Origin of the sequence: Hymenobacter convexus, assembly GCF_030580955.1 — a bacterium.
In the GTDB taxonomy this organism is placed as follows: Bacteria; Bacteroidota; Bacteroidia; order Cytophagales; family Hymenobacteraceae; genus Hymenobacter.
In genome coordinates this window covers 564,328-584,516 of record NZ_JAUQON010000002.1, presented here as the reverse complement: position 1 = coordinate 584,516, position 20,189 = coordinate 564,328, and the positions used below count along the sequence as shown (strand labels likewise).

At 61.7% G+C, this 20,189-nt stretch carries 16 protein-coding genes and 1 pseudogene; 8 read left to right on the top strand and 9 right to left on the bottom strand.

From position 1 onward, the window contains the following. Nucleotides 1-49: 49 nt before the first annotated feature. Together Q4S41_RS05835 and Q4S41_RS05830 are read right to left on the bottom strand one after the other, a co-directional pair. On the bottom strand, nucleotides 50-1,075 hold the full coding sequence (locus Q4S41_RS05835; RefSeq protein WP_305030162.1) for a TolB family protein: 1,026 nt from the start codon (nucleotides 1,073-1,075) through the stop codon (nucleotides 50-52). A gap of 110 nt (nucleotides 1,076-1,185) precedes the next feature. Next, nucleotides 1,186-2,160 carry an isopenicillin N synthase family dioxygenase gene (locus tag Q4S41_RS05830; protein ID WP_305030161.1) on the bottom strand — a complete coding sequence of 325 codons (975 nt, stop codon included), beginning with the start codon at nucleotides 2,158-2,160 and terminating at the stop codon, nucleotides 1,186-1,188. Between the two features lie 162 nt (nucleotides 2,161-2,322). On the opposite strand from Q4S41_RS05830, the gene Q4S41_RS05825 reads away from it, so the two are divergent. After that, nucleotides 2,323-3,165, top strand: coding sequence for a hypothetical protein (locus Q4S41_RS05825; protein WP_305030160.1), 843 nt, complete (start codon nucleotides 2,323-2,325; stop codon nucleotides 3,163-3,165). A gap of 168 nt (nucleotides 3,166-3,333) precedes the next feature. Beyond that, the gene (locus Q4S41_RS05820) at nucleotides 3,334-4,632 is read left to right on the top strand and encodes an AAA family ATPase (protein WP_305030159.1); all 1,299 of its coding nucleotides are present in this window, start codon (nucleotides 3,334-3,336) and stop codon (nucleotides 4,630-4,632) included. Nucleotides 4,633-4,746: 114 nt separating this feature from the next. Here the strand turns inward: Q4S41_RS05820 and Q4S41_RS05815 are convergent, their stop codons facing one another. Next, entirely contained in the window at nucleotides 4,747-5,166 is a 420-nt protein-coding gene (locus Q4S41_RS05815) for a carboxypeptidase-like regulatory domain-containing protein (RefSeq protein WP_305030158.1), read from the bottom strand. A gap of 243 nt (nucleotides 5,167-5,409) precedes the next feature. On the opposite strand from Q4S41_RS05815, the gene Q4S41_RS05810 reads away from it, so the two are divergent. Beyond that, nucleotides 5,410-6,450 carry a 5-methylcytosine restriction system specificity protein McrC gene (locus Q4S41_RS05810; protein WP_305030157.1) on the top strand — a complete coding sequence of 347 codons (1,041 nt, stop codon included), beginning with the start codon at nucleotides 5,410-5,412 and terminating at the stop codon, nucleotides 6,448-6,450. A 97-nt stretch (nucleotides 6,451-6,547) separates the two neighbouring features. On the opposite strand, the gene Q4S41_RS05805 is transcribed toward Q4S41_RS05810, so the two are convergent. After that, nucleotides 6,548-6,826, bottom strand: coding sequence for a hypothetical protein (locus Q4S41_RS05805; protein WP_305030156.1), 279 nt, complete (start codon nucleotides 6,824-6,826; stop codon nucleotides 6,548-6,550). Nucleotides 6,827-6,961: 135 nt separating this feature from the next. Here Q4S41_RS05805 and Q4S41_RS05800 point away from each other — a divergent pair, with 135 nt between their 5' ends. The 3 genes and pseudogenes from Q4S41_RS05800 to Q4S41_RS24550 form a co-directional block, all read left to right on the top strand. Continuing rightward, nucleotides 6,962-7,570, top strand: a complete 609-nt coding sequence (locus tag Q4S41_RS05800; RefSeq protein ID WP_305013824.1) for an RNA polymerase sigma factor — start codon at nucleotides 6,962-6,964, stop codon at nucleotides 7,568-7,570. 80 nt (nucleotides 7,571-7,650) lie between these two features. Next, on the top strand, nucleotides 7,651-8,823 hold the full coding sequence (locus Q4S41_RS05795; protein ID WP_305030155.1) for a S1C family serine protease: 1,173 nt from the start codon (nucleotides 7,651-7,653) through the stop codon (nucleotides 8,821-8,823). A gap of 356 nt (nucleotides 8,824-9,179) precedes the next feature. Then, nucleotides 9,180-9,434, top strand: a pseudogene (locus Q4S41_RS24550) (YkvA family protein); the annotation flags it as partial. Nucleotides 9,435-9,931: 497 nt separating this feature from the next. Here Q4S41_RS24550 and Q4S41_RS05785 read toward each other — a convergent pair. The 5 genes from Q4S41_RS05785 to Q4S41_RS05765 all read right to left on the bottom strand — a co-directional run bounded on the left by Q4S41_RS05785 (nucleotide 9,932) and on the right by Q4S41_RS05765 (nucleotide 17,379). Then, nucleotides 9,932-10,198, bottom strand: coding sequence for an acyl carrier protein (locus Q4S41_RS05785; protein WP_305013481.1), 267 nt, complete (start codon nucleotides 10,196-10,198; stop codon nucleotides 9,932-9,934). 127 nt (nucleotides 10,199-10,325) lie between these two features. Further along, complete coding sequence (locus tag Q4S41_RS05780) at nucleotides 10,326-13,763, bottom strand: efflux RND transporter permease subunit (protein ID WP_305030154.1); 3,438 nt, start codon at nucleotides 13,761-13,763, stop codon at nucleotides 10,326-10,328. A gap of 37 nt (nucleotides 13,764-13,800) precedes the next feature. After that, entirely contained in the window at nucleotides 13,801-14,940 is a 1,140-nt protein-coding gene (locus Q4S41_RS05775; protein WP_305030153.1) for an efflux RND transporter periplasmic adaptor subunit, read from the bottom strand. Nucleotides 14,941-15,052: 112 nt separating this feature from the next. Beyond that, nucleotides 15,053-16,717 carry a TolC family protein gene (locus tag Q4S41_RS05770; protein ID WP_305030152.1) on the bottom strand — a complete coding sequence of 555 codons (1,665 nt, stop codon included), beginning with the start codon at nucleotides 16,715-16,717 and terminating at the stop codon, nucleotides 15,053-15,055. Nucleotides 16,718-16,764: 47 nt separating this feature from the next. Further along, nucleotides 16,765-17,379 (bottom strand): TetR/AcrR family transcriptional regulator, encoded by a 615-nt coding sequence (locus Q4S41_RS05765; RefSeq protein ID WP_305030151.1) that lies wholly within the window; start codon nucleotides 17,377-17,379, stop codon nucleotides 16,765-16,767. A 329-nt stretch (nucleotides 17,380-17,708) separates the two neighbouring features. Between Q4S41_RS05765 and ispF the strand changes: the two genes are divergently transcribed. Together ispF and Q4S41_RS05755 are read left to right on the top strand one after the other, a co-directional pair. Next, the gene (gene ispF, locus Q4S41_RS05760; protein WP_305030150.1) at nucleotides 17,709-18,188 is read left to right on the top strand and encodes a 2-C-methyl-D-erythritol 2,4-cyclodiphosphate synthase; all 480 of its coding nucleotides are present in this window, start codon (nucleotides 17,709-17,711) and stop codon (nucleotides 18,186-18,188) included. A 163-nt stretch (nucleotides 18,189-18,351) separates the two neighbouring features. Next, entirely contained in the window at nucleotides 18,352-20,049 is a 1,698-nt protein-coding gene (locus Q4S41_RS05755; protein WP_305030149.1) for a M28 family peptidase, read from the top strand. Nucleotides 20,050-20,189 lie beyond the last annotated feature (140 nt).

Sequence of the window (20,189 nt, the reverse complement as noted above, 5' to 3'; positions counted from 1 at the left end):
TGCGCGGGCAAGGTCCGACAGGTATTACTGGCCTTGCCCGGCTATTTTATTACCAATACTGCAGTTTCTTGCCGGGCAGCGCGGCCGTGGCGAGCCGGCTCCGGTAAAACAGCGTACCCGCCCCCGGGCCGGCTCCCCGGAAAGATTCCCAGACCACCATCACCAGCCGTTGGCTGTCCGCGGCCACGTCCAGCGACAGGATGCGCAGGCGCGGCGGCCCGGATTCGGCCTTGCCCTGCGGCCGGCCGGTGGCCACGTTGAGCACGGCTAGGTCCCGTTCAGAATCGCGCCACAACAGCTGCTTTCCGGTTTTGAGCCAATGCACACTGGCGGCCTTTGGGTAGTGTCGCTCCAAGGCCTGGCGCACCGTTCGGATTTTGCCGGTGGCCAAGTCCAGCTCGTAAATGCTGGGCATGTAGTACTGCTGCTCGTTGTGGGGACGGCTGAGAAAGGCCAGCTTGCGGCCATCGGGCGACCAAGCCGGCGGCCCAAACAGCCCTATGCCCGCCGTCGGCACCCGCCGTACCCGGTGGCCGGCCGGCGAGAGCAGCGTCAGCGCCCAAGCATCGGGGTCGAGGCTGTCGCGTTGCCAGCAGGCCAGCAAGCGGCCATCGGGGTTCCAGGCCGGGTACAAGGCGCCGTTGGCGGCGGGCGCTAGGCGGGCCAGGCTGTCGCCGTTGGCTTTCACCCGCCACAGTTGGCCGCCCCGCTCCAACACCAGCCAGCCGGTGCGGCCCCAGGCCAGCTGGCAGCCCACGTCGCGCACCAGCCGCTTCTGCGCGTGCGTCTTCAGGTTCAGCACGTAGAGGTGGCGCCGCACCACGCCAGCGCTGTCTATTTCGCTGCGCAACGCAGCCACTTGGTTGTCATCGGCGGGGTTAAAGCGTGCCGCGCCCCACGCCGGGTACTCAAACCCGCCCGTGCCGTCGAGACTGCTGATTGTAATCTGCTCGCAAAACCCGGCATTGGGCTGGCTGCGGGAAACCTGCGCCCGCGTCGGAACGGCCACCAAGGCCAGTCCCGGCAAGACGCCGAGCAGGGCGCGTCGCAGCGACGGCCAATAGAAGAATTGCATAGGCGGCATTGTTTAAGCGTAGACTAATGCAGGGACCGGGCCAGAAAAAACAATTCCCCGCCGGCCAGCCGGCCAACGGGGAATATTGAGGTCATACCCAAAAAATATGCTTACTTCTTCTTCAAGCCCAGCTCAATCAGGCGCTCGTTGAGGAACTCGCCGGCCGTGATGTCAGCTTCCTTCTTGGGGTTTTCGGGCGTCACGCAGTGCTCCAGGGCGGCCAGGCTCATTTCCGAGCGCGGGTGCATGAAGAACGGGATGCTGTAGCGCGAGGTGTTCATTTTCTCGCGCGCTGGGTTCACCACGCGGTGAATGGTGCTCTTGAGCACGCCGTTGGTGAGGCGCTGGAGCATGTCGCCCACGTTCACCACAATCTGGTCGGGCAGGGCCGTGATGGGAATCCACTTCCCGTCGCGGCGCTTCACCTGCAGGCCGTCGGCGCTGGCGCCCATCAGCAAGGTAATCAGGTTGATGTCGCCGTGTTCGGCGGCGCGCACGGCATCGGCCGGCACCGCGTCCGGGTCTTCGATGGGGAAGTAGTGAATGGGGCGCAGGATGCTGTTGCCGTTTTTCACCTTGTCGTCGAAGTAGTTTTCGGGCAGGTGCAGGTACAGGGCAATAGCGCGCAGCACGTCCTTCCCGGCCGACTCCAGGGTGCGGTAAGTGGTCAGGGCCGTGTTTTTGAAGGTGCTCAGCTCCTCGGGCCAGATGTTGTCGGGGTACTCGCTCTTGATGGGGTCCTCGCCTTCTACTTCCTGGCCCACGTGGTAAAATTCCTTCAGGTCACCGGTATTGCGGCCCTTGGCGTGCTCCTTGCCTTTGCTGATGTAGCCGCGCTGGCCGGCCAGCTCGGGCTTCTCGTAGCGCTGCTTGGCGGCGTCGGGCAGCTTGAAAAAGGCCTGCACGTCGGCGTACAATTGTTTGGTCTGCTCGTCGTTGAGGCCGTGGTTTTTCAGGGCCACAAAGCCGATGTTCTGGTAGGCCTCGCCGAGCTGTTGCACGAAGCGGGCCTTGCGCTCGGGGTCGCCGGAACGGAAATCGGCGAGGTCGAGCGAGGGAATTTGGTCGAGAAGTTGGTCTTGCATGGGAAATTTAGGTTTACTTTGAGCCGGCAAGCCCCACGGAAGCCCGCGAGGCAAGGCCGCAAGTTAAGCAAAACCCTGAACCGGACACCCTGCGTAAGCGGATGCGGCAACAGGTCTACCCATAAAATTACTGCCAAACTTTTTTTGAGCCTTCTTTATACCATGAAAACTTCTCATTGGCTGCTGTGCAGCACCCTGACGCTGGCCGCCCTTGCTGGTTGCGAAACGAGCAAACCGGCCACCGACGTTAGCGCTTCGGCCGGCGCGCCCGGCACCAACACCCGCACCAGCACCACCGGAGAAAGCATGGAGTCGAACGGCATCCGTCTGACGCCCTTCGGCGACTCGCCCCGCTTCCCCGAGGCCCAGATGCAGCTGCGCCAGCCCATCGCCAATTCCACCGTGCCCAGCGGCGAGGTGACGTTCAACTACCAAATCAGCAACTTCCAGCTCACCAAAATGAGCGGCGGCCCGCACATGGGCGAAATGGCGAACTCGATGAAGGGCCAGCACATCCACAACATTGTGGACAACGAGCCCTACACCGCCCATTACGAAACCACCTTCACTAAGGCTATTCCCGACGGCCAGCACGTGGTGCTCTCCTTCCTCTCGCGCTCCTACCACGAGAGCCTGAAGCACCGCGGCGCCTACGACCTGCGCATCATCAACGTGGGCAACGGCGAAAAGCCCGCCACGCCCATCATCAACGTGAACGGCCCGAACCTGTTCTACAGCCGTCCGAAAGACACGTATTCCGGCGCCGATGCCAAGCGCATCATGCTGGACTTCTACTTGGTAAACACCACGCTCGAAGCCGGTGGCAACCGCGTGCGCGCCACCATCAACGGCACCGAGTTTATGCTCGACCGCTGGATGCCCTACATGATGGAAGGCCTGCCCGCCGGCGAAAACACCGTGAAGCTGGAGCTCGTGGACAGCAGCGGTACGCTCATTCCCGGCCCCTACAACTCGGTGACGCGCAAGTTCACGGTAGCCCCGTAAAGCTGACGCTGGCTATTGTCAGCCTTCTCGGAACGTCATGCTGAGCGAAGCCGAAGCATCTCTACCGCGCAACTAATCAGATTTAGTATGGCGGTAGAGATGCTTCGGCTTCGCTCAGCATGACGTTCTTTTTTTGCCCCATCGCCTTCTGGTCCTACCTTGCCCGCCATGCCGTCTGATTCGCTCAATTCTGCCCGTACGCTGGTCTCGTTGCTCACCCGCGAGCAGGTGCTGCGCGCCCTGCGTCAGATAGCCCGCGAAGGCCGCCCGCTGCCGCCCAGCACCGTGTACGAGTTGGTGTACCGGGGCCGGCGCTACCCGCCCCGCGCCGTGGCCGAACTGGCCTACCGCCTGGCCACCGGCAACCCCGCCGCCCACTGGCCCCGCCCCGCCGGCGCACCCACCAACGCCCTGCTCGAAAGTCTCGACTTCACCATCAGCACCAAGCGGCCGGTGCTCACCTCGGGCTCGGGGCCCGATGGCGAAGAAGTGGCCCACCAGCAAGCCGAAGACCTCTACACCGGCCTGCCCAAAGAAACACCCGATGCCCTGCTGCCCAGCGCTGCCGCTGAGCCGGCCACGCCATACGCCCCGCCCAGTTATAGCCGTGCGGATGCACTCGCCGAATTATTTATCGACGAAGCAGCACTGGACGCGGCCCTCGCCGGCCTGCAGCGCCGCCGCAACCTGCTGCTGCAGGGCCCGCCCGGCACCGGCAAAACGTTCCTGGCCCGGCGCCTGGCCTGGCTGCTGCTCGGCGCCCAGGACGAGCGCCGCGTGGAGTTGGTGCAGTTCCATCCCAGCTACGGCTACGAGGATTTTATGCTGGGCTTCCGGCCCGATGCCGAAGGCCAGTTCCACCTCGTGCCCGGCGTGTTGCCGCTGCTGTGCCAGCGCGCCGCCGTCGACCCCGGCCGGCCCTACTTCCTGCTGATTGACGAAGTGAACCGCGGCAACGTGCCTCGCATTTTTGGCGAGTTGCTGCTGCTCCTCGAAGCCGATAAGCGCGGCCAGGCCCACGCCCTGCGCCTGCCCTACGCTCCGGCGGAGGCACCCCGGTTTTTCGTACCCGATAACCTCTACGTTATCGGCACCCTCAACCTGGCCGACCGTTCGCTCAGCCCACTCGATTATGCGTTGCGCCGCCGCTTCGCCTTCGTGGCGCTGGCGCCGCAGTTTAACGCGCCGCTGCGGGCGTATCTGGCGGCGCGGCAGGTGCCCCCGTCGGTCATTGACCAGCTGTGCACGCGCATGACTGCGCTCAACCAGGTTATTGCCGACGACCCGGAGTTGGGTCCCGACTTCGAAATTGGCCACAGCTACTTCTGCCAGCCGCCCACTCAGCCGGCGCAGGCAGCGGCGTGGCTACGCCTGATTTTCGAGCAGGAAATTGGCCCCTTGCTGGCCGATTATTGGCGTGAGCAGCCCGCCACGGCCGCCGCGCAGCTGCGGAAGCTGCTGGCCTGAAAAGAGCAGCCGAAAAACATCTGAAAATCAGACATTTTTCGGCTGCTGCTTTTTTTTACTTCGGTTCTATTTCAGACCCTTTATTTTATTAAGACCTTCCCGGCTGCCAGGCAGCTACCTGGAGCGATGCGTGGCGGGCAAAGCCTTCTTAGGCTGTTCTTTGGACAAGCCTACGGTGGCCGCGTTGAAGTTCGTGCTCAGCGTCACTTCCGCGTCGGTGTAGCCGGCGTAGGTGATGTTGGCTTGCAACGGGCCGGCATGGGGCAGTACATCGAAGGAAAATTCTCCGGCTGCATTGGTAACCGTCATTTGATTGGTGGCGGTGAGCACGACTACCGCGCCCGGCAGGGCCCGCGCGCCGTCCACAATTTTGCCCGAAAGCTTAATTGTTTTTACGGCTGCCGGGGCTGCTACTGCCGCAGCGCGGGCCGGCGCTAGGCGGCTGCTGTCGGCGGCCAACTCCCGCGCCTGCGCGACTGGCAAAAACACCCCACTGAACAAAATAACGGCGAAGAGTTGACGGAGGAGGCGCATAAGAACAGGCGGGTTAATTGAACAATACAAAGTTACCCTAGCCCCATTCGGCCATTTCCCTGCTTCGCTCAACCCGGTACCTCAACCGACAAACACCGTCTTTTTCCCAGTAATTGAAACTGCCCGCCATTTATGCGCAGAGAATTACGGCCAAGCTTTTCCGCCTGGCTTCTTCGAAACCAGAATGCGCCAGCAGTCAGCCACCGCTGCTTTTCGCCCCTGCCGCCCTAGCTTCGCTTTGCTGTGATACCGCTCCCCACCCTTTACTACTTTCTCTGCTACGCCTGGAACCGGCTGCCCGAGCCGGCCGTGCTGCAAGCCAGCGAGGCCACGCCGTTCCATCGGCCGCTAGGGCTGCTGGCCCAGGTGCTGCTGCACGCCACGCGCCGACTGCTCCGCGCCGGCCTGCCGCGCAATTTTGAGCCCCGCATGGCCGAGCTCACCAGCCTGCGCGGGCGGGTGGAACTGGCGCCCAGCCTCGGCCGCGGCTTGCTGGCGCAGGGCCGGGCCGTATGCTCCTTCGATGAGTTGAGCACCGACTCGCCGCTCCTCCGCCTGCTGGCTCACACGCTGGCCGTGCTGGCGCGCGCCACGGATTTGCCATTGGCTTTGCGGCGCGAGCTGGGCCACGTCCGGCGGCGCCTGCCCGCGGCGGCGGCTGAAACGCCGCTGGTCCCGCCCACCGCCGCCACCTTCCGCGAGCTGCGGCGGCAGCGGCCCGGCAGCCGGGAGGCGTTTCTGCTACACGTGTGCGAGCTGGTATGGCTCACGGCCCTACCCGAGCCGGCGGCCAACGGCCGGAGCCGCTTCGCCGATTTCCGGCGCGACGAAGTGCTGATGGCGCGGCTGTTTGAGCAGTTCACCCGCAACTTCTTCCGCCGCGAGCAGCGCCGCTACCGCGTGTATGCCGAAACCATTGCCTGGCAGGCCGAAGCCCCGCAGCCCGACGACCTGGCCCTGCTGCCCACCATGCTCACCGACACGACCCTCGACGCCCCCGACCGCAAAATCATCCTCGACACCAAATATTACGCCGCCGCCCTGCGCCCGCGCTACGACCGGCAGCGCCTCATCGCGCCCCACCTCTACCAGCTCTACGCCTACCTCCAGAACCAGCGCCCCGCTCCCGGCCAGACCCTGGAAGGCATCGTGCTCTACCCGGCCGCCAGCCAGGCGTTGGACGTGCGCTACACCCTGGGCGGGCACCCGGTGCGCGTCGTCACCCTCAACCTGCACCAACCCTGGCCCGGCATTGCGGCCGATTTGCTGGCTCTGATTGACTAACAAGCCGAGCAGCGGACACAAAAAAACAGCCCGGACTTGCGTCCGGGCTGTTTTTGTAAGCAGAGGAATCAACTGCTGGCGCGAGGCCAGCGGCCAATTACTTCTTAACTTCTTCGGTCGTGGTGGTGGTGGTGGTAGCACCGGCAGCAGGAGCCTCGGTGGTAGCAGCAGGAGCAGCAGCAGCGTCCGTGGTGGCGGGAGCCGTAGCGTCAGCAGCCGGAGCCATGGCGGTGGTGTCGGTGGTGGTGGTAGTCGAAGTCTCGGTGCTAGCAGCAGGAGTCTCAACGGTGGTTTCTTCGGTCTTCTTCGACTCGCACGAGGTCAGACCAGCGGTGAGGGCCAGGCCCAGAGCAGCAACTTTGAACAGGTTGTTCATTTTGAGGGTAATTTTGAAAGTGGGTTAACTTAAAAACGCCCTTTATCCCGCCCTACCGAAAAGGTAACCCGGGCTAGAAAAATATTTTTTCGCCGGGTTACTTACCGCCCGCTTTCGTATTAATTCCCAAAGTGAATGAGCAGGGGCAATCCAACTTCCTCTTCTTTGACTCCTACCGATGACGCGCTGATTGCCGCCATTCGCTCCGGCGATGAGCGGGCGCTGGCCCACCTCTACCGGCTGCACTGGCCCATGGTGTCGCACTTCGTGCTGCAAAACAGCGGCTCCGAAGACGATGCCCAGGACGTGTACCAGGAAGGCGTGATGGTGTTTTATGAAAAAGTACGCGACGGCTCCCTGGAGCTGAGCTGCCAGATTAAAACCTACCTCTACGCCGTGTGCCGCCGCCTGTGGCTGAAGCGCCTCACGAGCAAAAGCCGCTTCGGCGTGCGCCTGCTCGACGACGAGGAGCACGGCCCCTACCTCAACACGGGGGCCGAGGAAGATGTGCTGGCCGCCGAGGAGCAGGACCGCCGTTTCGCCACCATGAGCGAGGCCCTGAACCACCTGGGGGAGCCCTGTCGTTCGCTTCTGGAAGGCTTCTACCTGCTCGATAAATCGATGCAGGACTTAACCAGCGAATTCGGCTACACCAACGCCGATAACGCGAAGAATCAGAAATATAAGTGCCTCGTGCGCCTCAAAAAACTATTCTTTGCCCATTATAAAGAAGAGCCTATCTGATATCGTTAGCTGCGGGCAAACGGCCCGCAGAATTCTCAATTCGCTTACCGCTGCCGGTTCCCACCCCGCGGCTTTTACCCATGATGACTGAAGCAGACTATTACGCCTTATTTGAAGCTTACTCGCACGGCGAGCTGGCCGGGCCCGCCCGCACCAGCCTCGAAGCGCGCCTGTCGGCCGACCCGGACTTCGCCCTGCGCTATGCCGACTTCACCGAGTTGACCGGCACGCTGCGCGCCTACCGCCAGCGCCAGCAGACGCGCCAGCAGCTGCGCGGCATCCACGCCGCCATGCTGGCCGCCGAAGCCCCGGCCGAAGTTTCCCTTCCCGCTACCGGCCTCACCCACACCGTGAACCCGATGCTGCGCATTTCGCGCACCGAGCGCAAACTGCGCGAGTTCTGGAGCGGGCACCGCGCCACGGTGGGCGTGGCCGCCTCGGTGGCCGTGATGGCCGTGTTTGCCACCCTGCTGGGCTTGGATATCTGGCGCAACTCGAAGGTGCAGCCCTCGCTGTATGGCTACAACGTGATGCGCCGCGAGATTAACAACCTCAAGAAGAGTCAGACGGATATCAAGCGCAAAATCAATCGTATCGATGATTCTGTTGTACCCACCCCGCCTACAAGCAATTTCAGCGGTACGGGCTTCGCATTGACCTCTGAAGGCTACATCGTGACCAGCTACCACGTTATTCAGGGCGCTGATTCATTGCTCATTGAAGGCAAAAACCACCAGCGCTACCACGCTGAGCCGGTGTATTCCGACATCAAGCACGACCTGGCCATTCTGCGCATTACAGACAAGAAGTTCACGGGCTTCGGCCGCCTGCCCTACGCGGTGAAGTCAGGGCAAGCCGACCTAGGCGAGCGGGTGTTCACGCTGGGCTATCCGCGCGAGGACGTGGTGTACGGCGAGGGTTCATTGAGCGCCCGCTCGGGCTTCGAGGGCGACACGGCCTTCTACCAGGTGAGCATCCCGGTGAACCCGGGCAACTCGGGCGGCCCGCTGCTTGATGAGCGCGGCAACCTGATTGGCGTGGTGAGCGGTCGGCAGAACGACGCGCAGAGCGCGGCCTTCGCCACCAAGTCGTCGTATCTGGTGCGGCTGGTCGATTCGCTGGCGGCCACGGCTAAGGCTACCGCACCCTACCACCTGCCCCGCTACGGCCAGCTGGCCGGCTCGGGCCGCCCGCAGCAACTCAAGAAGCTGCAGGACTACGTGTTTGTGGTGAAGGTGTACGAGAAAGACTAGCGGCGCCGACCCAGCGCATCCAAACGGCAACTCGCAGCAGCCCTGTTTCTTTCGAGAAACAGGGCTGTTTTGTTATTGAATAATCAAGATTAATTATTTATATTTATCAATATAAATTTCAAGTCCTTCGGTGGCTTGGCCGCACAGCTGAGCTTGTTTTCGATAACCTTGAATGGGCAAACACAGTATTCAGGCTCGGATGAACTGTGATTGTCTCATTCTCCATTCCCTACTAAACTCCGCACTCCGTGGCTCAAAATCAGCAAACCCCGCCTACCAGTAACGATGTCGCCGGCTCGGCCATTTTCAAGAAATTCCTTGGCACCGCCGAAGGCTACATCAAGCAGCCCACGCGCATGAAAAAGCTGCTGACGGATGCCTACCAGAAAGCCAGCCAGAAAAACGAAGTAGGCACGCTGGCCCACGAAGCCTGGGAAACGCTCCAGACCATGTTCCGGCTCATCAAGGCCTCTATTTCGGGCGAGTACACGGGCGTGCCCGGCACCACCGTGGCCGCGGCCGTGGCAGTACTCATTTATTTCCTGAGCCCGATTGACCTGATTCCGGACTTCATTCCGGTGCTGGGCCTGCTCGACGACGTGGCCCTGGTGGCCTGGTTCTCGACCACGCTCAAGCACGAAATGGACCGCTTTCACGAATGGGAACTGACGCGCCCGGCCCTGGCCGCTGCCTCCGCTGGCAGCTCCGACAAAGCTGCCGCCGAACAAAAGGCCAATGCCATGGGCTCGCCTTACGCCGCCAGCGCTACGGACCGCGCCCAGCCCGCCGCCGAATCGGCCAAGAACGCCGGCACCACTTCTGTATCGGCGCCGTCCAACACCGATTCCGGGCTGGGTTCGCCCGAGAGCAGTAGCCCGGCCCCGGTGCACACGCAGGGCGATGATGCCCAGCCCACTGGCCCCACCAGCGGCGCTACCGTCCGCACCTGGGAAGGCAGCCGTAATGCCCCGGATGCCGGTAGCCTCGACACAGGCGGCAACGTGCGCTAAGATATTCCGACAGCCATAAAAAAGGCCCCGAAACGATGTTTCGGGGCCTTTTTTAATTCATAGCAACTAATAAGCAATAGCCTAATCGGGCAGCCAGATTAGGCGGCGGCGGCGTGCTCGCGCACGTAGCGCACGAAATCGCCCACCGTGGTGAGGGGCACTTCGTCGGGAATGGTGATGCTGAAGTTGCGCTCGAGTTCGAGGATGATGTCGACGACGTCGACGGTGTCGAAGCGCAGGTCGCGGGCGAGGCTGGCGGTTTTGCGCACGCGGCTGGCCCGAATGGCCTTGCGCTTACTGATGATGCGGAAAACCTGCTGCTCGATAGTAGGCGTGTGGGCGAGGCTAGTGGTGGATACGTACATAATAGTTGCGGGAAAAGCGGGTGAGTCTGCTAAAGAGGCCAACTGCGGTGAGGTGCCCGTCGGGGTGGGACAAAGTGGTTAGTGCTGCAACAAAAACCGGCCGACGGGCACCAAAACGCAGATATTGCTAGGCTAGTACAGGCGGCGTAGCCGCCTGTATTTCTTCAGAGTCCACCTCCTCGGAAATGGTTGCAACGTGGTCGGGATTTTTTCCCGAAATTTTTCCTTTCAGGGTTTCGCTCAGCAAATACATCACCGGCACTACCAGCAGCGTGATGCCGGTGGCGAACACCAGACCGAAAATGATGGTCCAAGCCAGCGGGCCCCAGAACGTAACCGACTCGCCGCCGATGAAGAAGTGGGCGTTGCCGGAGTTGAACAGCTCGTAAAAGTCGATGTTCAGACCAATGGCCAGCGGGATGAGGCCCAGCGTGGCGGCCGTGGCCGTGAGGATTACCGGGTTGAGGCGGGTACGGCCGGCCAGCACGATGGCCTCGCGCAAGGGCATACCCTGCGCCCGTAGCATGTCCATGAATTCAACCAGCAGAATCCCGTTTTTCACCACGATACCGGCCAGGGCGATGATGCCCACGCCCGTCATCACGATGCTGACGCTTTGGCCCGTGATGGCCAGGCCCCAGAACACGCCGGCGATGGAAAACAGCACCTCGGAGAGGATGATGACCGGCTTGCTGAACGAGTTGAACTGCGTGACGAGAATCAGGAAGATGAGGCCCAGCGCACCGATGCCGGCCAGCGGCAGGAAGTCGGAGGTTTCTTTCTGGTTTTCCTGCGCGCCGCCCATGTTGATGGTGTAGCCGGGGGGCAGCGGGAAGGATTTGAGGGCCGTCTGGATGTTGCGCACCACGTCGGGGCCGGTGTAGCCGCCCAGCACGTTGGAGCTGATAGTGATAATGCGCTTGGTGTCTTTGCGCTTGATGCCGCCGTAGGTGCTGCCGTAGGTGACATCGGCCACCGAGGAAATGGGCACCTGACGCACGGCGCCGGTGGCATCGCGGAAGGTGAGCGGGGCGTTTACCACCGCGTCTACGTCGTCGCGGTAGGGCTTGGCGTAGCGCACCTGGATAGGGTATTCGTCGTCGGCCGTTTTGAATTTGCTGGCCTCGGTGCCGTAGATGGCGGTCCGAACTTCCAGGCCAATCTGGCCCGTGCTGATGCCTTCGCGGTTGGCGCGGGTGCGGTTGATGTTAACGGCGATTTCGGGGTTGCGGTCTTCTAGGTTGGAGCGCAGCTGCTCGACGCCGCCGATTTTCATCGAATCAACGTAGCGGATGACCTTTTTCGAAAGGGCGGCCAGCTTGGGGTAGTCGTCGCCGGCTACTTCGATGGCAATTTCCTTACCCGTGGGTGGGCCGCTGGCCTCCTGGTCGACGGATACTTCGGCGCCGGGAATGCCTTTTACCACCTCGCGGATTTTATCCATGTAGGTGTGAGTGGCCGGGCCGGTGCGCTCACTAAGCTCCTTGAAGGCCACGCCAACCTTGCCCATGTGCGACTGCGACACGCCAGCGGCGGTAGCTTCGCCAGGGTCGCCGGCGCCGATGGCTACGTTAGTAATTACCGATTCCACGTCAGGGTTGTGCTCGCCGATGACGCCGTAGATGCGTTTTTCCAGCACTTTGGTAATCGAATCGGTGACGGCCACGCGGGTACCGACGGGCATTTTCAGGTAGGTGTAGATGAACTTGGGGTCGCCTTTGGGAAAGAAGGCCACGGCCGGCTTGCGGATGCCCACGGCCACGAACGAGCCGATGAAGAGCACAAGCACGCCCACCATCACAATCGTGGGGTGGTTGATGGACCAGCCCACGAGGCTACCGTAGCCGTTCTGGAACTTCGGCAGCGCGCGCGTCTGGAACCAGGCAATCATCTTGATGAACACGAACTTATCGAGGAAGCAGAGCAGAATAATCGTGATGAACAGGTTGCCCACGAAGGGCGAGTGCGCCACGTAGCCGAGGATGGCCACCACCAGCAGCCCGCCCATGGCCAGGAGGAAGTTGCGGGTGAGTTTGGGGGTGCGGTGCAGGTCTTCTTCAAAGTGGTTTTCACGCTCCATGAAGCTCACGGCGAACACCGGGTTCATGATGAATGCTACGACCAGCGAAGCCATCAGCGTGATAATCAGCGTCACGGGCAGGTAGTACATGAACGAGCCCACAATGCCGGGCCAGAACAACAGCGGCACAAACGGCGCCACCGTGGTCAGCGTACCAGCCAATACCGGCACGAATACCTCGCCAGCGGCGAACTTGGCGGCTTTGGGCGTGGTCAGGTTGGGGTGCTCGTGCAGCAGGCGGTGAGTGTTTTCAATTACCACAATGGCGTCATCGACCACAATGCCCAAGGCCAGCAGGAAGGCGAAGAGCACAATCATGTTCAGCGTGAAGCCGAACACGGGAATCACGAGGAAGGCCAGGAACATCGAAATCGGCACCGAGAGGCCCACAAACAGCGCGTTGGTAGTGCCCATGAAAAACATCAGAATCAACGTCACCAGCAGGAAGCCGATGATGATGGTGTTGATGAGGTCGTGGAGCGTGACGCGGGTGTCGTTCGAGGTGTCGCCGGTCACGGTGATGGTCAGCTCCTTGGGCAGGCTGGCTTTGGAATCGGCAATCAGGGCCTTGATTTTATCCGAAGCATCAATCAGGTTTTCACCCTGGCGCTTCACTACGTTCAGGGTGATGGCGGGCTTGCCATCGAGGCGGGCGTAGCTTTCGCGGTCCTTGAAGCCGTCCGTCACGGTGGCAATATCTCCGAGGCGCACCGGCGAGCCGTTCAGGTTCTTAATCTGGATGTCGGCAATGTCGGCGGCCCGCACGTACTGGCCGGCCACGCGCACGGCGCGCTTCTGCCCGCCCACATCGATACTACCACCCGAGACGGTCACGTTCTCGCCGCCGATGGCGCGGGAAATGTCGGTGAAGCCCAGGCGCGAAGCGCGCAGCTTGTTCAGGTCAACGTCCACGTTCACCTGCTGGTCGAGGGCGCCCACGATGTCGACGCGGGTGATTTCTGGCAGGGCCTCAATCTTGTCTTGGAAGTCGTCGGCGAACTTCTTGAGCTGAGCGGCAGGGAGGTTACCGGCCAGGTTGACGAACATAATGGGCTGCTCGGAAATGTTGATTTCCTTCACCAGCGGCGCGCTCGGCAGGTCGTTGGGCAGCTCGGTGCTGGCCTTGTCCACGGCGTCCTTGATGAGCTGCTTGGCGGCCTGCACATCGACGCCGGACGTGAATTCCACGTCCACGATGCAATAGTCCTGGTTCGAAGTGGAGTTGATGTGCTTCACCCCGTTCACGCTCTTAATCTCCTTTTCGAGTTGGCGCGTTACCAGGTTTTCGATGTCCGTGGGCGAGGTGCCGGGGTACACCGTGGCCACGATGATGCGTGGAATCACGATGTCGGGGAATTTCTCCTTGCCGAGCTTGATGTAGGCAAAAATACCCGCCACGCACAGCAGCACCGTGATGATGTAGATGCTGGTCTTGTTATTGATGGACCAACTGGTTGGGCCAAATTCTTTTTCGATGTCCTGCATGGTTTCTTCTCTAAAAGCTTGAGAAATAATTGCGTCTCTACGCGCCCTGCACGGCCACCTTCTGGCCTTCGTTCAGGTTCTGGTAGCCGGCCGAAATAACCTGGTCTTCGGCGGTGAGGCCGCTGGTTACTTCCACCTTGCCGTTGTAGGTGTTGCCGGTTTTGATGATGCGCTTCTTGGCCACGGCCTTGCCGGCCTCCTGGGCCACCACGTACACGTAGCTGTTTTCTTCGTCGTGCTGCACCAGGTCCACCGGGATGACGGTGGCGGCGGCGGCGGCGTAGTTCTGGATGCGGACGGTAGCCACCATGTTGGGACGCAGGTCGGCGGCTTTGGCGTCTTTCAGGCGCAGTTCTACCGTAAACGTGCGGCTGGTGGCGTTGATGCTGCGGCTCACCACGCGCACCGTGGCGGGGATTTCCGCGTCGCCCAAGTCCGGAATAGTCACCACGGCGTTGTCGCCGGCCTTGATGCTGTTACCGTAGGCTTCCGACACATCGGCCAGGATTTTGCCGCCGGTGCCGCTGGTCAGGCGCACCACCGGCGCGCCGGGCGCCGTGATTTCGCCCAGCTTGGGCAGCACCTCATCCACCGTGCCCGCGAACGGGGCTACTACATTATAAAGGGCCCGCTGCTGGTTGAGCGTGGCCAGGTTGCGCTGCAGGGCCTGGTAGTTGTTCTTGGCCTGCAGGTACTGGATTTCTGTGCCAATCTGCTGGTCCCATAGGCCTTTCTGCTTCTCGTATACCGTTTTGGCGAGGTCCATGCGGGTGCGCAGTTCGGCCGCGTTGGCGTCGAGGATGCTGGCATCGATGGTGGCCAGCACCTGGCCCTTGCTCACCCGGTCGCCACGCTGCACGCGGATGCTGGTGAGCGAGCCGGCGGCGCGGCTGCCCACGGTGGCGTTCTGGTCGTAGTCGACGCGGCCCTGCACTTCGAGGTAGCTCTTGAAGCTTTCGGGCTTGGCGTTCATCACCGAAACCGGCGTGGGGGCCACCGTGGCCGGGCCACCGGTTTTGGCTTCCAGCTCGGCAATTTTAGCCTGCGTAGCGGCCTGCTCGCTTTTCAATTTGGCCAACTCGGCCTTGGGGTCTTTGTTGGATGAGCCGCCGCAGGAGGCAAGCAACAGCGTGCCGGCGAAAAACAGCGCGGCGGGTTGGGTTGAGGAGAAACGCATGGGTAAGCGGGGTGTTTTAAAGATGTCGGAGGGCAAGTAGCGCGGACTTTGTAGTCGGCGAGTGGTGCCGTTTAATGGGGTTGCCGGCGCGGACTACAAAGTCCGCGCTACATTACTTTTTAACCTGGCTGTACAGCTCGCCAGTGGCCTTGTCGCGGTCGACTTTTGCTACCAGCACGTCGTACACGGCGCCGTAGTAGTTGGTCTGAGCCGAGCGCAGGTCGGTTTCGGCGGTGATGACTTCCAGGTTGGAGCCCACGCCGGCGTTGAACTTGATGCGCGTCACACGGGCCACATCGGTGGCCAGGTCGAGGTTAGCTTTCTGGTTATCGAGCACGTCGAGGGCGTTGATGAGCGTGGTGCGGCTCTGGGCATCCTGCAGGTCAATACTTTGCTTCAGCGTTTCGAACCCGCGCTCGATGGTTTGCTGCTGCAAACGGCTCTGCTGCACCAGGTACTTGCGGCGGAAGCCGTCGAACACCGGCACCTGCAGGCTCAGGCCCACGTTGCCGAAACCGAACCAGTTCTGGTTGGCAAAGCCGGCCGAACTGCGCGAGTCCGGCCCGCGGAAGGCAAACAAGTCGCCCGCCGTTTTACCCGAGCCCGTGAAACCGTAGGCGCCCGTGAGCACGAGGCGCGGGTAGGCGCCGGCCTGGCGGTTGCGCAGGTCGAGGCCGGCCAGGGCCTGCTGCGTTTCGAGGGTCGAGAATTCGATGCGGTTGTTATAATTGATGGCGCCGCGGGCCTGCGAGCCCAGCCCGCCCGACAGCGCGTTCTGCTGGTCGAGGCGGTTTTGGGCGGCTGTGTTGTCGGTGCTGGTCGGAGCAGGTGCGGTAGGCACGGCGCCGAGGCCGTCCACGCCGCCGCCGTTCGTGAAACTGGCTACACCGAGCCGCTGACGCAGGGCGCCGGCATCCACCACGGCCGCGCCGAGCGAGTCGGTGAGCTGGATATTCTGCTGCTGCGGCAGGCCCATCTGGAATTTCAGCAGGCCGAGGCTCAACTCTGTGAGGCGCTGGGCTTTCTGCTGTTCCACCACCAGGTTGTTGCGCTGCACGCGCAGGCGGTCCACGTCGAGCTTTTCGGCGAAACCGGCCTTAAAGGTTTGGTTGGTTTGGTAGAGCACCGTGTCGAGGCGCTGCACGTTGCGGGCCAGCAGGGCGAGGCGCGAGCGGGCCACCAGCGTGCTGTAGTAAGCCTTGCTCACCTGCTCCACCACGTCGATTTCGGCCTGCTGGGTTTGCTTCTTGGCCAGCTCGGTGTAGACTTTAGCGGCCTTCAAGCCAATCAGATACGAACCATCGAACAACAGCTGCGACACCGAGGCGCTGGCGTTGCCGGCGTACTGCAGGCCGAAGGCGAACGGCTGCGGCGGCAGGGCCAGTTGCTGGGTGCTCAGCACCTGCTGCGTGCCGGCCTGGGCCGCCGCCAGGTCGCTCTGCGTGAGCACCGTTTGCGAGAGCGGGAAGCTCACCAGGCTCTTCTGCAGCTTGAAGTTGTCGGAAATCGTGCTGGCCACGTTCACCTGCGGCAGACCGGCGCTCTTGATTTCGCCCACCTTGGCGGCGGCCGTGGCCTCGCCCAGGCGGGTGGCCAGCAGCGTCGACTTGTTCTGGATGGCGTAGCTCACCGCCTGCTGCAGGCTCAGGGGCATGGTGCCCGTGGTGGGCGGGGCCGCGGGCAGCGCCGAAGGCGAGGTTTGGGCAAGCAGCGCCTGCGGTACGGCCGCACTCAGGGCAGCCACCAGCAGGAATCTGGTTCGAAACAGCGTGTTCATAAACAGCTAAAAAGGAAACGGGTAAGCGGGGAAAATCAGAATTTAAACTATTCCACCTCAGTCACTTGGCGGTACTGGTTAATGAGCTTGTGCCCCTTGAGGGTGGCCACGCCCAGCAAGAAATGCTCGTCGAACACCCGGTTCACGCGCATGGGGCTGAACTGGGCGGCGGGGTACAGTTCGGAGTCGAAGGCCATCTCGATTTGGGCGAGGCTGAGGCGGGACAGCACTTCCACATCGAGGTCGGGGCGGAAAAGGCCTTCGGCCATGCCTCGGCGCAGGTTCTGGGTGATTTGAGCCAGAATGAAGGTGTTTTTGTGCGAGCGAAACAGGTCCCAGGCCGTGGGGTGGTACTTCTTCATGTCGTTGAAGATGCTGGGGTGCACGTCGGCAAACTGTTCGTCGGCCCACTTCGAGAGCAGCAGCATTTCCTCCACGGCGTTGGCGGCTTTGCCGGCTACCACCGCACAGTCGCACTGCACGCCGTCGAGGTGGCGCGTGATGCCGGCCAGCACAATCTGGTCTTTGTTCTCAAACCACTTGTACAGGGTTTTTTTCGACATGCCCATGTCGGCGGCGATGTCATCCATGCTCACGCTTTTGATGCCGTTGCGCATGAAAAGCTGCTGGGCGCGGTTCAGGATTCGGTCTTTGATTTCCATAACTAACGCCGCAAAGATACAACGGAAACTTTTAACGTGCCCAAAGTTTCCATTTTCTTTTTGGCGTTCCCAGCTTACCTGGGCACTTTTCGCCTCTACCTGACGCACACCGGCCCCCGATATTTTACCCAACCCCGAAAAAAAGTAAGCTGCCGGCCACATGACTAACTAATTTTATTGGTAATGCAAAGCTAATAAATTTAGTTTAATAGCATTCCAAAATCACATTATTTATTTGTGAACTGCGCCGTCCGCCAGCGCGCAGCGAAAGCGCCGGGCGCGGGTACTTTTGCGCCGGGCCGCGGTGGCCCGCCTGCATCCAGCTGCTTATGAAAATCCGGACCGGCTTCGGCTACGACGTTCACCAACTCCAGGAAGGGCTGCCCTTCTGGCTCGGCGGCATCGAGGTGCCGCACACCCACGGCGCCCTCGGCCACTCCGATGCCGATGTGCTCATCCACGTTATCTGCGACGCGCTTTTGGGTGCGGCCAACCTGCGCGACATCGGCTTCCACTTCCCCGACACCGACCCGCAGTACAAGGGCATCGACTCGAAAAAGCTGCTTTCCGGCGTGATGCGCCTGCTGCGCGAGCGCGGCTACGAGGTGAGCAACGTGGACTCGACCATTTGCCTGGAGCGCCCCAAGGTGAACCCGCACATCCCGGAAATGCAGCGCGTGCTGGCGGCGGTGATGGGCGTGGCTGAAGAGGATATTTCCATCAAAGCAACCACCACCGAAAAACTGGGTTTTGTGGGCCGGCAGGAAGGCGTGGCCGCTTACGCCAGCGTGCTGATTGTGAAAAACTGATGTTTCCGGACGATGTAGAGTCGCGACACGTGGCTGCGCCAACCTTCGGTTCGCGTCTCGGCGTCCGCACCGTTCGGTCACGTTCCATCGGCATCGTTCGACACCGAGCCGCGAAGTGTTGCGTCTCTACATTGTTCTAAAATTCTCCCACCAACCCAATAAAATGAAGCAAACCCCTCTCCTGCTGGCCTTTCTGGCTTTGGCCAGCGCCGCCCCGGCTTATGCCCAGGGCAAGGTTAAAATCAAGACCAAAGGCGGCGTGACGATGCCCGCCGCCAAAACCAAAATCAAGGAAGGCAAAGCCGCTACGGCGGCCCCCGCCACCCAGCCCGTGGCCGAGGATTGGAGCGTGAAATACGCCGATATGGTATCGGCCGAGCGGCTGCGCACTCATTTGGCGGTACTGGCCTCGGACGAGTACGAGGGCCGCGAAACGGGCATGAGGGGCCAGCACATGGCCGCCGCCTACGTGGCCACGCAGTTTAAAAACGCCGGCCTGACCGGCCCCGTGACCACCGGCACCGACCCTTACCAGCAGCATTTCAACGTGGAGCAGGTGAGCTGGGCCGACGGCGCCACCCTGAAAGTGGGCAAAACCAGCTACGCCTGGCTGACGGACTTTTACGGCACCGGCGACTCGCCTTTTGCCACCGAAACCACTGTGACGCCCGTGTTTGTGGGCTACGGCATTGAGCAGGCCGGCTACTCCGACTACGCGGGCCTGGACGTGGCGGGCAAGGACCTGCTGATTATGCAGGGCGAGCCCACCGGCGACGGCGGCAAAGCCCTGCTCAGCCCCGACGGCGCCCCCACGAAATGGGGCAACGACACCCGCGCCAAAGCCCAGCTGGCTACCCAGAAAGGGGCCCGCTCGGTTTTCTTCGTGAGCTTCAACCCGAACAATAACTTCGCCAAGCAGGCAGCCCGCATGGCGCCCTTCATCAGCCGGCCCTCGGTGTCGATGGTGAGCGAAGGGCAGAAGCCGAGCCGCGTGCCTTCGTTCTCCATTTCGCCGGCCGTGGGCCTGGCCCTGCTGGGCACCAAGGATGCGGTCATGCAGGCGTATCTGGCCAAAATCAACAGCACGAAGCAGCCGGTGAAGTCGACCTTTAAGGCGGTGCCGATGCAGATACGGGCCGAGCGCAAGCGCACGCCGCTGGAGACGGAAAACGTGCTGGGCTTCATTGAGGGCACCGATAAGAAGGATGACATCATTGTGATTTCGGCTCACCACGACCACCTTGGCATTCAGAACGGTGTGGTGTTCAACGGGGCCGATGACGACGGCTCGGGCACGTCGGGCATCATCACCATGGCCGAGGCGTTTGCCAAGGCCAAAGCCGATGGGCACGGCCCGCGCCGCAGCTTGCTCTTCCTGAGCGTGACGGGCGAGGAAAAGGGCCTGTTTGGCTCGGAATACTACTCCAAGCACCCCATTTTCCCGCTGGCCCAAACGGAGGCCGACCTGAATGTGGACATGATTGGGCGGACCGACGTGGAACACGAGGGCAAGCCGGATTACGTGTACGTCATCGGTTCCGACAAGCTGGCTTCGGAGCTTAAGGTGATTCTGGAAGCCGAAAACAAGCAGTATGGCAACCTCGACCTGGACTACCGCTTCGACGACCCGGCCGACCCAAACCGCTTCTACTACCGCTCCGACCACTACAACTTCGCGGTGAACAAGGTACCGGTGGCGTTTTTCTTCAACGGCGTGCACGCCGACTACCACAAGGAAACCGACGAAATCAGCAAGATTGAGTTTCCGAAGATGGAGAAGCGCGCCAAGCTGGTGTTCCACCTGGCCTGGGAGCTGGCCAACCGCGACGGCCGCATTGTGGTGGACTCGAACAAGCCGTAGTCAGGGTCTTCTAGTGTGACCCTTTAGAACGTCATGCTGAGCGCCACCGAAGCATCTCGCTCGCGCCGTTTGTCATCCTGAGCAAAGCGAAGGACCTTATCACGACGGCACCACTTGCTGGTCTAACGTGATAAGATGCT